12 protein-coding genes are annotated in these 13,213 nt (G+C 62.3%); 9 read left to right on the top strand and 3 right to left on the bottom strand.

Going from position 1 to position 13,213, the window contains the following annotated elements:
• Positions 1–92 precede the first annotated feature (92 nt).
• The 3 genes from HALRU_RS09870 to HALRU_RS09860 all read left to right on the top strand — a co-directional run bounded on the left by HALRU_RS09870 (position 93) and on the right by HALRU_RS09860 (position 2,225).
• Positions 93–1,061 carry a transcriptional regulator gene (locus HALRU_RS09870; RefSeq protein ID WP_015301239.1) on the top strand — a complete coding sequence of 323 codons (969 nt, stop codon included), beginning with the start codon at positions 93–95 and terminating at the stop codon, positions 1,059–1,061.
• Between the two features lie 415 nt (positions 1,062–1,476).
• Complete coding sequence (locus HALRU_RS09865; protein WP_015301238.1) at positions 1,477–1,950, top strand: winged helix-turn-helix domain-containing protein; 474 nt, start codon at positions 1,477–1,479, stop codon at positions 1,948–1,950.
• 5 nt (positions 1,951–1,955) lie between these two features.
• Positions 1,956–2,225: a DUF7521 family protein gene (locus tag HALRU_RS09860; RefSeq protein WP_015301237.1), complete on the top strand. Its 270-nt coding sequence runs from the start codon at positions 1,956–1,958 to the stop codon at positions 2,223–2,225.
• Positions 2,226–2,365: 140 nt separating this feature from the next.
• On the opposite strand, the gene HALRU_RS09855 is transcribed toward HALRU_RS09860, so the two are convergent.
• Both HALRU_RS09855 and HALRU_RS09850 read right to left on the bottom strand, forming a co-directional pair.
• Positions 2,366–2,617, bottom strand: coding sequence for a glutaredoxin family protein (locus HALRU_RS09855; RefSeq protein WP_015301236.1), 252 nt, complete (start codon positions 2,615–2,617; stop codon positions 2,366–2,368).
• An 87-nt stretch (positions 2,618–2,704) separates the two neighbouring features.
• A complete protein-coding gene (locus HALRU_RS09850; RefSeq protein WP_015301235.1) occupies positions 2,705–4,189 on the bottom strand; it encodes an NCS2 family permease in 1,485 nt (494 codons plus the stop codon).
• A gap of 210 nt (positions 4,190–4,399) precedes the next feature.
• Between HALRU_RS09850 and HALRU_RS09845 the strand changes: the two genes are divergently transcribed.
• Positions 4,400–5,131 carry a phosphatase PAP2 family protein gene (locus HALRU_RS09845; RefSeq protein WP_015301234.1) on the top strand — a complete coding sequence of 244 codons (732 nt, stop codon included), beginning with the start codon at positions 4,400–4,402 and terminating at the stop codon, positions 5,129–5,131.
• A 39-nt stretch (positions 5,132–5,170) separates the two neighbouring features.
• Here the strand turns inward: HALRU_RS09845 and HALRU_RS09840 are convergent, their stop codons facing one another.
• A complete protein-coding gene (locus HALRU_RS09840) occupies positions 5,171–5,794 on the bottom strand; it encodes a ribonuclease HI (protein WP_015301233.1) in 624 nt (207 codons plus the stop codon).
• Between the two features lie 195 nt (positions 5,795–5,989).
• On the opposite strand from HALRU_RS09840, the gene HALRU_RS09835 reads away from it, so the two are divergent.
• Genes HALRU_RS09835 through HALRU_RS15990 form a run of 5 tightly spaced genes read left to right on the top strand, consistent with a single transcriptional unit; the run spans position 5,990 to position 13,108 of the window.
• Positions 5,990–7,597, top strand: a complete 1,608-nt coding sequence (locus HALRU_RS09835; RefSeq protein ID WP_015301232.1) for an ABC transporter substrate-binding protein — start codon at positions 5,990–5,992, stop codon at positions 7,595–7,597.
• Positions 7,598–7,649: 52 nt separating this feature from the next.
• Entirely contained in the window at positions 7,650–8,714 is a 1,065-nt protein-coding gene (locus tag HALRU_RS09830) for an ABC transporter permease (protein ID WP_015301231.1), read from the top strand.
• On the top strand, positions 8,711–9,712 hold the full coding sequence (locus HALRU_RS09825) for an ABC transporter permease (protein WP_015301230.1): 1,002 nt from the start codon (positions 8,711–8,713) through the stop codon (positions 9,710–9,712). Before HALRU_RS09830 ends, HALRU_RS09825 begins: the two co-directional genes overlap by 4 nt.
• Before the next feature lie 2 nt (positions 9,713–9,714).
• Positions 9,715–11,025, top strand: a complete 1,311-nt coding sequence (locus tag HALRU_RS09820) for an ABC transporter ATP-binding protein (protein WP_015301229.1) — start codon at positions 9,715–9,717, stop codon at positions 11,023–11,025.
• The gene (locus tag HALRU_RS15990) at positions 11,018–13,108 is read left to right on the top strand and encodes an oligopeptide/dipeptide ABC transporter ATP-binding protein (RefSeq protein WP_015301228.1); all 2,091 of its coding nucleotides are present in this window, start codon (positions 11,018–11,020) and stop codon (positions 13,106–13,108) included. The genes HALRU_RS09820 and HALRU_RS15990 overlap by 8 nt, the downstream gene beginning before the upstream one ends.
• The last annotated feature ends 105 nt before the right edge of the window (positions 13,109–13,213 follow it).

Raw genomic sequence — 13,213 nt, 5'->3', positions numbered from 1 at the left:
TTAAACCGAGCCCGCGGTCTCGGTCAGAAAACGCAAGCCGGGTCGGTGCCGTACGGGAAAAGCATATATGTGGTGAATAGCTAGATCACACCATGTCTCGGTCTGCACTGGTCGGAAACGTCACTGCGATGCTCTCGGACGCTGGGTTCGTGGTGAGTGACCGGTGTGCGATCCGACCGAAGAGTTTCGACGTCGCAGCACGCCGTGGAAACGACCTCATCCTCGTCAAGATCCTCGGGAACATCGACGCGTTCAACGAGGCAACCGGACTCGAGATGCGGCGTCTCGGTGCCCACCTCGGCGCGACGCCGTTCGTCATCGGGCTTCGCAGCCGCGACGAGGATCTCAAACCGGACGTCGTCTACTTCCGCCACGGCGTTCCGGTCTTCAGCCCGGATACGGCCTACAACCTCTTCATCGAGGGGGTCCCGCCGCTGATCTACGCGGCGCCCGGCGGCCTGTACGTCAACATCGACGGCGACCTGCTCGCGGACGAACGTAAGCGACGCGACTGGAGTCTCGGACGGCTCGCGTCGGAACTCGGCGTCTCGCGCCGGACGGTCTCGAAGTACGAAGACGGGATGAACGCCTCGGTCGAGGTTGCGATGGCGCTCGAAGAACTCTTCGATGGCGATCTGACCCACCCGGTCGACGTCCTCGACGACGATGACGACGTCCACGACTCCGAGCCGACGCCTGACGATCCGGAAGCCGATCCGAACGATGCCGATCTGGTCGCGACGCTCGTTCGAACCGGGTTCACCGTTCACCCGACGACCCGCTCCCCGTTCAAGGCCGTCAGTACCGAGGAAGACCGGAACGAAGAACCCGTGCTGACTGGCCACTCGACCTTTACGAAGGCCGCGAAGAAGCGGGCCAAGATCATGTCCTCGATCGGCCACGTCGCCCGGACGCGCTCGGTCTACGTCGTCGACGACGCCTCCCGGGAGTCCGTCGACGGGACCGCACTCGTCGAGCGCGACGAACTCGAGGCGATGGACGACGCCGACGAGCTTCGGGCCGTGATCCGCGAACGCGCGGAACCGGAAGAAGCGCTCTAGCCACTGGGTCACCGGAACGACCCGCACCGGTTTTTCGGCTGTTCCTGACCGAAACTGGATGGGTCGGCCGTCCGCCGTGTTTCTCCGTCCATCGTATCTCTCGCCCGTCCCGTCTCAGTCCCAGCTGGGTCACCTGTTCCGAGGCAGTTGTCCAGCGGACTGGGATTCGACCGGTGCGCTATAGGGGTGGCCATCCTCTGTCCTGCCGAGCACGGACGTCGGAGTCCCGGTTTCGACAGGCTCTCGGTCAGCATGGGCCGATTCGGATCAGATCGACATCGATGGACCCAACCCGACCGAGTGCGAGGTATCGGCCACTGACCACCGACTGGTGACGGCCCACATGACTGAAACACCCACCGGCTGGGACCGCTGGTCCCCGTTCGCATCACGCCAGGGAGACCCCGCTCGATCGATGACCGGCGGATCAGACGAGACCGATCGGACGCCGTCGCTCGAGGCTGTCCTCACGACGATCGAGGACGCGGACTGTCGCGCCATGCTCGCGTGTCTCCACCGACCGACGTCTGCGGCCGAGTTGTGCGAGGAGAGCGGACTGCCCCGTTCGACGGTCTATCGAAAACTGGAGCAACTCAGTGAGGCCGCGCTGGTGACCGAGTACACCGAGATCAGACGTGACGGCCCGAACGCCACGCTGTACGAGCGCGACGTCACGTCGATCTCGATCGAGATCGACGAGGATGACGAGTTCGACCTGGCGATCGAGCGCCCGCCCGCGGATCCGACCGATCGCATGGCGGCGTTCTGGGCCGGGATGAAATCGTCGTCCGACGGCGACGGTGTACGTGACGAGACGAGTGATGGTGCCGACGACCGCGAGTCCGCTGCCGACACTACAGCCGGCGACTCCCCAGGGGCTGATTCCTAGTGACGATGCTCCAGCCACTCCTCGTCGTCGTGAAGGTCGGCCTGCTCGTCCTCGGCAGTACGGTCGCGCTGCTCGCCTATCGAGCGTACCGCCAGACGGGAATGGACGGCCTCCAGTACTTCGCGGTCGGCCTCCTCGTCATCACGGTGGGAACGACGCTGGTCGGCTTCTTACACCACATCGTCGGTATCGGCCTCACCGCCGGATTGCTCGTCGAGAGCCTCCTGATCGGTGCCGGGTTTCTCGTCATGATCTACGCGCTGTACGGTCGGTGAGATTCCAATTTGGCTGCACAGGAGTACGTGCTCCAACCGATTTCACTCGAACCTGACCCTGCTACTCTCGGTACTCGTCCGCAGAACGGTTACTCGTTCGCTGGCAGAAGCACCGCTAGTACACACGCCTCGCGTCGCTCTCACGCGTCGCCGTAGGTCTCCTCCAGGTACGCGACGATGTCGCTGCTCTCGGGCATGCCGACGACATCGTGGGCCTCGTCGGTGATGACTGGCACGCCGGTCTGGCCGCTCACCTCCTGGACGCGCGTTCGCTCGTGATGGGCGGCGGGCACTTCGATCGTCTCGTAGTCAAGCCCGAGCTCGTCGAGTTTGGTGCGAACCATCGCACAGAACGGACAGCCGGGGAGTTCGTAGTACGTGATGTCGGCCATACGTGACACAGGACCGCGACGGGAAAGAGCGCGTCGGTTATCCATCCGAAATAAATCGAGAAACGTCCTCGTAGAGCGTTGCTTCGCCTACAGCGTGAAGGTAACGTCGCCGGCTTGCACCGCGAAATAGACACCGTAGTAGGCGACGACTGCAACCGCGAGTATCCACTGTCCGATCGAGACATCACGGGCCTCACCTTTTGCAGATTTCACGAGCGGGTAGCTGATAATCCCGGCGGCGAGTCCGTTGGCGATCGACGTCGTCAGTGGCATGACGGTGATCGTGAGGCCGGCGGAGATTGCCCAGGCTGGGTCCTGCCAGTCGATGTCGGCGACGCCCTGGAGCATGATGATCCCGACGACGACGAGAGCGATGTACGTGGCGAACGTCGGAATTGCCGTGACGACTGGGACTAGAACCAACGAGAGTGCGAATAGTGCGCCGACAACGAGTGCGGTGAAGCCGGTCCGGCCGCCTTCCTCGACTCCCGCCGAGGATTCGATGTATGTTGTCACGGTCGAGGTGCCCATAGCGGCGCCGGCAGTCGTTCCCACGGCGTCCGCCATCAGCGGTTTGTCGATGTCCGGGAGATCTCCCTCTTGGTCGAGGAAGCCACCGATCTGCGAGACACCGATAAGCGTCCCGGCGGTGTCAAAGAAGTCGACGAAGAAGAAGGTGAAAACGACGAGTGCGAAGACGAGCGGATCCTCGGTGATCATCCCGAGGCCGTCGACGAACTCGTAGACGAGCGGCGTGAAGTCGTATTGCACGCTCGTCACGACCTCCTCCTCGGTCGGCGTGATGGTCCCGCGCTCGACGAGGCCGGCGAAGGTCGCGAGCCAGGCGCCCACGGCGGTTAGCAGGATGCCGATGACGATCGACCCGGTGATCCCGCGAGCGTACAGCAATAGTGTCAGAACGAGGCCAGCGAGGCCTGCCGCGGCAACTGGTGACTGGAGCACGTTCCCGAGCGTGACGAGTGTCTCGGGATCACCGGTGACGACCTGTATCTCCTGAAATCCGAGAAAGAGGAGGAAAACCCCGATCCCCGCACCGACTGCGAATTTCACTGGTTCCGGGAACAGTTCGATAATGTACCGACGGGCGCCGACGGCAGTGAGAACGATGAAGACGATCCCTTCGACGAACACCGCAGCCAGCGCAACTTGCCACGGAACGCCCAGCAAGAGTACGACAGTAAACGTAAAGAAGGCGTTCAGCCCCATCCCCGGCGCAAGGCCGAACGGCCGGTTGGCGTACAACGCCATTACGAGGATTGCGATCACCGACGCGAGGATCGTCACGACAGTGAGCATCTGCACCACCTCGCCGTAGACGAAGGTCTCTCCGTTGATAGTCGTCGTCATCCCGGGCTCGATTGCATCGGGATACTCGCCCATTATCGCCGGCGCGATGATCGACGGATTAACGACGATGATGTAGGCCATCGCGAGGAACGTCGTCAGCCCGGCGATGGTCTCGGTCCGCAAGTCAGTTCCGTACTCGTCGAAGTCGAAGTACTCGGCGATTCCACCCGTGTCGCCCTGCCCATCTGTCGACCCTGATGACATCGTAGTCAGGCGCGGCTACTCAGAGGGGAGAGTAAAGGTTTCCCATCTGATTCTCCCAGTTTTGAAAATATTGCGACCGAGTGCCGTGACGAGTAGTGTTTTGTTCCAGTACCTCTCGACAAATTCATCGTTTCTCCCAACAGGAGGCCGCTGTCTCTGGTGCAGGCGCCCGACTCCTCCTGGACGGAGCGACACATAAGTAGCTCCACGATGAGTATCGAGCCAGCAGCCGTGACTTCCCTCAGAGACGCTGGCGTGACGCGCATGCTCCGCGAGTCGGCCCCGGAGTGGCTCGTCCCGCTCGCCGACGCGGTGACGCTGCTCGGCGACCTTGCGGTCATCGTCGGTGGACTCGCCGTCGCGGTGCTCGTCGATATCCGGCGGGGACGACGCGATTCACGCGAGCGCCTCGTCTCCGATCGGACGGCGTTCCTCGTCGGCGTCGTTCTCGGTGGCCTCGCGTTCACCCTGATCCTGAAGACCGTCGTGGCGGCCGATCGTCCACCTACCGAGCTGCAGGCGATCGGCCGTCATGGGCACGGCTTCCCGAGTGGACACACGATGGCTGCGGCGCTTCTGTGGGGTGCGCTGGCGATCTGGGGTCGGACCGGGCGCCGAGGGACGCGACTCCTCGTCGCGTCGTCGATCGTCGGGCTGGTCGCCGTCTCCAGACTCGTCCTCGGCGTGCACTATCTGGCCGACGTAGTCGTGTCGGTCGCCCTCGCGGTCGGGTTCCTCGTCGTCGCCGGCGTCGTCCTCGACGGTGACCCGCGACGGGCGCTCGGGGCCGCAGCGGTCTTCGGCGTGATCGCACTGATCGTGACCGGCGCGAGTACGGACGGTATCGCGGCGTTTCTCGGCTGTGTCGGTGGGGCGACGGGGTGGGTGGCTGCAGAACGAGTCGGACCTGTGTCGGCGAGTCGACCACTCTCGGCCGACTGACGACGGTCGAGCTCTGGCCGACGATCACCGACGGCGCGATTATTGACTCACGTTTCGGTTCGCACGGGATGGCGGGAGGTAGCCGTTCGTCGTCGACTCGACGGGATCCGGGCGCACACACCGCAACGGTTCGCGGTTGACGTGTCGGTACTGGTCGGGGGCGTTGGCGAGCGGGTGGGCCGGGTTGTCGTCGCTATCGATGCGGGCGGCTCTGACGTCGCCGAACCCGGTGAGCCGGGCCCGAATGCCACGCCAGTGATTTCGGCTCGCCGTTGGAACGGAGAACGGTCGCGGTGGCCGTCCGTCCGGGTGCCGGCCGGCGAGGATGGCGCTGTTGACGTTACTCGCGAGCTCGTCGTGGTCGACGAGGATGCCGACGCTGGCGTTCGGCGGCGCTCTGGCGGCGAGCACGTCGAGGCCGAGGTGAAGCGCCCGGAACTCGGCGACGTTGTTGTCCGGTGGGGAGTCCGGTCGCGAGACTCGAGCGACGCGGGCCCCATCTCGCGTCTCGATCACCGCACCGAGCCCGCCGCGGTCGCTCCGGAACGATCCGTCGGAGGCGACGTAGAAGTCCCGGTGGTGGGTCCGGGGGTGGTGGGCGATGTGCGGTGTCGGCGACTCGTCGAAGAGATCCCGTAGGGCGGGACGGCCGTGAGCGGCCATATTGCTGGATCAGGTCCGGATTGCCTTAACTGTACGGGCGTGTTGCACGGCGAGAAGGTGTTCGAAACGGACAGGTACGTCGGAATCAGTTGCCCCCTCGGGACCGTCCGAAATCGTAACTGAACAGACAGTGAGTTGTGTATTGTATGCACAAATCCAATATATATAAGTAGCCGGTCCGCTCATGGATGGTGTATGCAGGGTGCTGACAACCCAACTATTGATCGTCGATCGGTGCTTCGATACAGCGGTACCTTGGCCGGCGCCTCGGGCCTCCTTGCGATGGCCGGGTGTATCGAGGGAGGAGACGGTGGTGACGATGATGGTGATATCGAGGAAATCACGATCACTGTGACCCAGTTCCCCGACGTGATCGATCCGCTCGATCACATTACGGGTGATTACTTCAACATTTACGACCACATCTACGAACCACTGTTCAATTTCGAACCCGGTGAGGGGATTTTTGCCCGGGTCGCGGAAGACTGGGAGATTCAGGGTGGTGGCACGACGAACGTCACGCTCCGGGACGACGTCGTCTTCCACAACGGCGACGACCTCACGGCCGAAGACGTCGCGTGGACGATCAATCGGACAGTCGACAACGACATGGGTGTCGTAAGCGACATCGGGGCGTTCGGCCTCGGTTCGATCGAAGGCGCCGAAGCGGTCGACGAGACCACCGTCGCGATCAATTACGGTGCGGCACCTGGCCTCGCGGAGTTCGAGTTCGGGAACTACGCTCGTGCGATCAACATGCAGTGGGCAATCGACAACCACGACGCGGAGAACGGTGCGATCTCCGGTTCGAGTGCCGACGATTTCAACGGCACCGGTCCGTACGAAGTGGTCGACTTCACCTCCGGTGAAGAGATCGTTCTTGAGCGGTTCGACGACTACTGGGGTGACGAACCACCGTTCGAGCGCGTCACGTTCAATTCCAACGGCGAGCCAAGCGGCCGGGTGAACGCTCTCGAGGCCGGCGAAACCGACGTGACGATGAACATCCAGCCGACCGACGCCACTCGTGTCGCCGACACCGATGGCATCGGGATGCGGACGGTTACCAGTTTCCGCAACATCTTCCTGCCGATGAAGAACACGGTCGAACCGTTCGACAGTCTGGAGTTCCGGCAGGCGATGAACTACGCTGTGGACAATCAGGCGATCGTCGAAAACGTCCTCGACGGGTTTGGCGAGGCGCGCGGTCAGCCGGTCGCACCGGGTATCAACGGGTTCAACGAGGACCTCGAGCCGTACCAACAGGATATTGGAATGGCCGAGAGCCTGGTCGAGGAGAGCGGCTACGGTGGCGTCGAGATCGAACTGGTGACGCCACAGGGTCGTTACTTGAACGACGTCGCCGTCGCCGAGACAGCCGCAGATCACATCGACCAGCTTTCGAACGTGAGCTGCTCCGTCAATCCCGTCGAGTTCAGTGTGGTCTCCGACGCGAACTCCGCCGGCGTCGACCCCGATTCGTTCGACATCCCGTTCTACCTGATCGGCTGGGGAACGATCACCGGGGACACTGATTACGGTGTTCAGGGATTCTTCACCATCCCCGACAATCCGTCCCGAACGTTCGACGACGAGGAACTCAGCGATGCGATCCTCGAAAGTCAGCAGATCGAAGACCCCGAGGAACGAACGCAGGCCCTTCAGGACGTCAACGCGCTCGCTCGTGAGAAGGCGCCGTTCGTCTTCTTGCACACCCAAGAGAGTCTTTACGGTGCCAACTCGGCCATCGAGTGGGAGCCTCGGGAAGACGAGTCGATCTACGTCTGGGAAATGAGCCAGTAACGGTTGCCCGCCGGTCCCCGATCGATATCAGTATTCATTCAGTTACACCATAATGACATTTGCTAGATTCCTCGTTCGCCGCCTGGCCCAGGGTGTCTTCGTTCTCTGGGGTGTCGTTACCGTTCTTTTCGCCTTGCGGGCCGTGTCGCCCGGTGATCCTGCGACGTTGATGCTCGGTCAGGGGGCGACCCAGGAGACGATCGAACTCGTTCGTGAACAGGAGGGGTTAGACAGGCCGATACTCGTCCAGTACGTCGATTACGTGCAAGGGTTGCTCACCGGCGATCTGGGCTATTCGTGGCAATCCGAACGGGAGATCTCCGCGATGGTCTTAGAACGCGTTCCGGCGACACTCGAACTGACGATCGCAGCCACGATCGTCGCTATCGCCATCGCGATTCCGCTCGGCGTCATCTCCGCAACACGACGGGGCGAGGCATCCGATTACGGCGCGACGCTGTTTTCCTTGCTCGGAATCAGCACGCCGAACTTCTGGCTTGGCCTGATGCTCATCCTCATTTTCAGCGTCAGGTTCGGGATTCCATACCCTGTGATACGTATCTCTGCCGAATCGGGATTCACGCTCCCGGGGTCGCTCGGGTTCGAGTACTTCTCGTTCCCAACGCAGCGACGGGCTGTCGGATTCGGAGAGGCGTTCTCGACGCTCATCTTCCAGCAATCGCCTGGTGAGTTACTCACCTGGCTCAAGTACATCACGTTGCCAGCGATAACGCTTGGCACGTACTTCACGGCGCTCATCACGCGGTTGACGCGCAGTGGAATGATCGACGAGTTCGGCAAACCCTACGTCACGGCAACGGAAGCGAAGGGGCTCCCGAATGTTCTCATCCGATACAAGCACGTCCTTCGCAACACGATGATTCCGATCATCACCGTGCTCGGTCTCCAGATGGGGACCCTGCTCGGTGGCTCCGTGATCACGGAAACGGTGTTCAACTGGCCGGGACTCGGACTCCGGTTGATCCGGGCCATCGGCATTCGTGACTGGCCGCTCATGCAGGGAATCATCCTGTTCGTCGCAGTCATGTTCATCATCATCAACATCGTCGTCGACGTGACGTACCGATATCTCGATCCGCAGGTGAGAACCGAATGATCTCTGACCGTGTTAAAACGAACCTGAGAGAGACGTTTTCGAACAGCTTTCTCCCAAAGCTCGGGCTCGTGTTGCTCGTCGTGATCATCCTGCTGGGGACGTTTGCCCCACTCTTAGCGACACACGACCCGACCCGAACCGGGTACTACAGCGAGGAAGGTGCGGAGTATCCACCGCTCTTCACCCAGACGTCGACGCCGATCACCGAAGACGGTGAATTCACCAGGGCAACCGTCGAGCCGACGAGCGAACACATCCTCGGGACGAACAACGTCGGCCAGGACGTCTTCTCGCGCTTCCTCTACGGGGCTCGCGTTTCCGTCCTGGTTGCGGTGTTCGCGACGTTCCTCGCGCTCCTCATCGGCGTCCCGATCGGACTGGTCGCCGGGTACTACGGCGGGAAGGTAGACGACACGCTCATGCGACTGGCTGACATCATGCTCGCATTCCCGGCACTGGTCCTCGCACTGGCGCTCATTGGCGTCTTCGGGTCGGCGCCAATACACATACCCGACCCATTCGTCGAACTGGGGGTCGTATCCGGGATGCCAGAGAGTATTCCGATACCGGGCTCTGTCACGCTCGTCGCGGCCCTCGTCATCTGGGTCTGGTTCGCTCGTGTCGCACGCGGTGAGGCCATCTCGTTGCGTAACGCCGAGTACGTCAAAGCGAGCAAGAGCTACGGCATGAGCGATGCGAAGATCCTCGCCACGCATATCCTCCCGAACAGTCTCACGCCGATCATCGTCCTGGCGACGATCCAGGTCGCGGCGGTTATCCTGTTAGAGGCGTCGCTCGCCTATCTCGGGTTCTCCGGGACGACGCTCTCCTGGGGGTACGATATCGAGCGCGGGCAGGACCTTCTCCAGTCGAGCTGGTGGATTTCGGTCGTGCCCGGGATCGGTATCATGCTGGCGATCATCGGCGTCAACCTACTCGGTGACTGGCTGCGTGATGCACTGGATCCGAACATCGAAGGCGGCGAACGAGGTGTGTGAGTATGAGTGAATCAATTCTAAACGTTCAGAACCTATCGACGCGATTCTTCACGAGTGAGGGGCAGGTAAACGCCGTCTCGGACCTCTCCCTCTCGATCGAGCAGGGGGAGGTCTTCGGTATCGTCGGGGAGAGCGGGAGCGGCAAGAGTGTCACCGCCCTCTCGCTCATGGATCTCGTCGAATCTCCCGGACAGATTACGTCGGGATCGATCGAGTACCGGAAGCCGTCGCTCGCCGAGGACCTGGCAGCGGACTACCCCGATGCCGTCGACGGCGAGTTCGTCGACCTGCTCGACGTTCCCGAATCGATCTGGGATTCGCTCCGTGGGACGTCGTTTAGCATGATCTTTCAGGACCCGGAGAGCAGCTTCAACCCGAGTCTCACGGTCGGCGAACAGATTGCGGAGGCCGTCGAGGTACAGCGACGTGCGAGCGCGAACCCACGGTCGACGCGGGCCCGAACGGGCGGCGACATGTACTCGTTCAGCAACTACCTCGTCTCGGGCGTGCTGCCCTCGAAGCAGTTCGTCACCGACGACAGCACGGACCGTGCGGTCGAACTGCTCGAGCAGGTCGGCATTCCCGATCCCGTCGAACGAGCCGACCAGTACCCGAACGAGTTCTCTGGGGGGATGTTGCAACGGGCGATGATCGCGCAAGCGCTGGCCGGCGAACCCGACGTGTTGATCGCCGACGAGCCGACGACGGCACTGGACGTGACGATACAGGCCCAGATTCTGGATCTCCTCTCTGATTTGCAGGCGGAGACGGGAATGACGATATTGCTCATCACGCACAATTTGGGAGTCATCGCCCGCATGTGCGACCGCGTTGGTGTAATGTACGCCGGTGAAATCGTCGAGCAGGGGACGCTCGAAGACGTGTTCGATCGACCTGTTCATCCGTATACGAAAGGGCTGCTCGGCAGCGTTCCGGATCTGGACACCATGGGCGATAGACTCACGCCGATTCCGGGGAACGTCCCGAGCCTGTTGGATCACGAGATGGACGATCGCTGTTACTTCGCAGACCGGTGTCCGAAGGCGATGGAGGCGTGTCTCGAACATCCGTCGATGAACGAGGCGAACGACTCACCGAATCACGAAGCGCGGTGTGTCCTCACCGACCTGACCTACAGCGAAGATCTCGCACTTCCAGCGGATTACTTCGCAGACGACGCGAGCCCGACCGACGTCCGTCCGGTGGCTGGTCGGGATGCAGACTCGCAGGCGGTCGACACTGCGACCGGTCGATCGGTTGCATCCGATTCCCCTCCGAGTGAGGGAGCCAACTCGGGTGAGACCAATGAGTGAGGACGGATCCGATCGGTCCTTGCTTCGGGTCTCGGGGCTTCGGAAATACTTCTTCGAACAGAACACGCTCGTCGATCGGCTATTGCGGACCGATCCGGTGGCCGTCCGCGCTGTCGATGGCCTCTCCTTCGAGATCGAGGAAGGGGAGACGCTCGGCCTGGTCGGTGAGTCCGGTAGTGGGAAATCGACGACGGGCGAGACGATTCTCGACCTGCAGTCCCCGACGATTGGAGACATCGAATACGACGGCCAGAATGTCTCCGATATCGAATCGTACAGCGAGGCCCCGAGATCGCTGTCCGTTCGCGCGTACCTTCTCGCCGGCGTACTCGCCGTCTTCGCGCTCGCCACGCTCGTCGGCGGTGTGCTCGCCGCCGGCAGTGCGTTCGCCGGATTCGATCCCGTCGGAACGGGGGCATCCACCCCGCTCGGTGTCCTCGGCGTCCTGTGGGCTCTTGCAGGGGCGGCACTGTTAGCAGGTTCGTTCGGCCTGGCCACCCAGCGTGTCTGGGGTTGGCGACTCGCCGTCTGGACGCTCGGCGCACTCCTGGTCCTCGCCATCGCGACGCTTTTCGTCGAACCGATCGTCGCCGTGGTTGGGGTCGTCGCCTCGGTGCTGGGTGTGCTTTCCCTGTTCAAGATCGCTCGCGCCTACTTCAGACCACCTGCGTTCCGACGAGAGACGGCGATCCTCTTTCAGGATCCGTTCTCGAGCCTCGATCCGCGTCAGTCGATCGGGGACATCATCGAGGCTCCGCTGAAGACCCACGACTGGCCGATATCGGACCCAGAAATCGACGCCAACGCCGACGTGACGACCGATGGGATCGGACCGGACGAACTGTCCGTGCACGTTGACGCGAACGTGGACAAAGCGCTGGAGCCGGATGGCTCGACCGTGACCGTCCCTGTAACCGTGCGTGCTGGCACGGCAGGCGAGACGATCGATACGACGGCGAGCGATCCCGGCGAATTGACTATCGCCACGCCATCGTCGCTCGACGCGGACGTCATCACGCAGGAAACGGGTGTGTCTGTCGATGTATCGGGGACTGGATCGACCGGTTCCGACCGCGCTATCGTGGTCGAAACTCCGGAACTGGTAACGGCGACGGTGAATCGGGATTCGGAGACGATCACCGTCTCCATCGAACCCGAATCGGATGCGGTACTCCGCAAACACCGCGTGCAGTTCCTGCTGCGACGGGTCGGCCTCTCTCCGGATCAACTCGATCGATATCCTCACGAGTTCTCCGGTGGGCAGCGCCAGCGGATCGGCATCGCCCGGGCGCTGGCACTCGAACCGGACTTCGTCGTCCTCGACGAACCGACGAGTGCGCTCGACGTCTCCGTCCAGGCTCAGGTTCTCAACCTCCTCGACGATCTCCAGGACGAACTGGACCTGACGTACCTGTTGATCAGTCACGACCTCTCCGTCATCCGCCACGTCTGCGATCGCGTTGCGGTGATGTATCTCGGCGAAATCGTCGAGATCGGGCCGGCAAACGACCTGTTCACCGACCCACAGCATCCCTACACTGAGGCGTTACTCGAAAGCGTCCCCCGAGCGAGTACCGACGAACGAAACCGGACACGGGAGACGATATCGGGGGACGTGCCGTCGCCGCGCAATCCGCCGAGCGGCTGCCGATTCAGAACCCGTTGTCCGAAGGTGATTCAACCGGACGACGTCGAACTCGAACAGAGCGCGTACCGAGCGATCATGGACCTCCGCCAGCGTATCGAGGACCGTGAATTGCCGATAGCGCGTGTTCGCGAAACGGTCGACGTTCCTGCCGGCGACGAATCGACGGCGGCCGATCGAGCCGAACTCGTCGACGCGTTGTACGAGCGCTACTTCGCGAACGACCTTCCGGACCGCGATCGATCGACGGTGCGCTCCGCGCTCGAGCACGTCGTCGACGACGACTGGGCGACTGCCGCTGATACCCTCCGGGAACGATACGAGAGCGTCTGTGAGACAGTGAATCCCGGTCTCGCGACGGAACGCCACGCTGCGGCCTGTCACCTGCGGACTGACGTTCGCAAAGAACCAGCAGAGACAATTCCGTCCGGGGATTGACGCGGCGCGTTGGAAGCCCAAAGCCGGTCAGTGGGGTATTTGCGGGCCGCCAGTGTCGTACGGTGCGGTTTCTCTGGCCACCGATGCGTTGCGATTCGAAACAAC

Source organism: Halovivax ruber XH-70 (assembly GCF_000328525.1).
Lineage (GTDB): Archaea > Halobacteriota > Halobacteria > Halobacteriales > Natrialbaceae > Halovivax > Halovivax ruber.
This window is presented reverse-complemented; position numbering and strand designations above follow the sequence as displayed.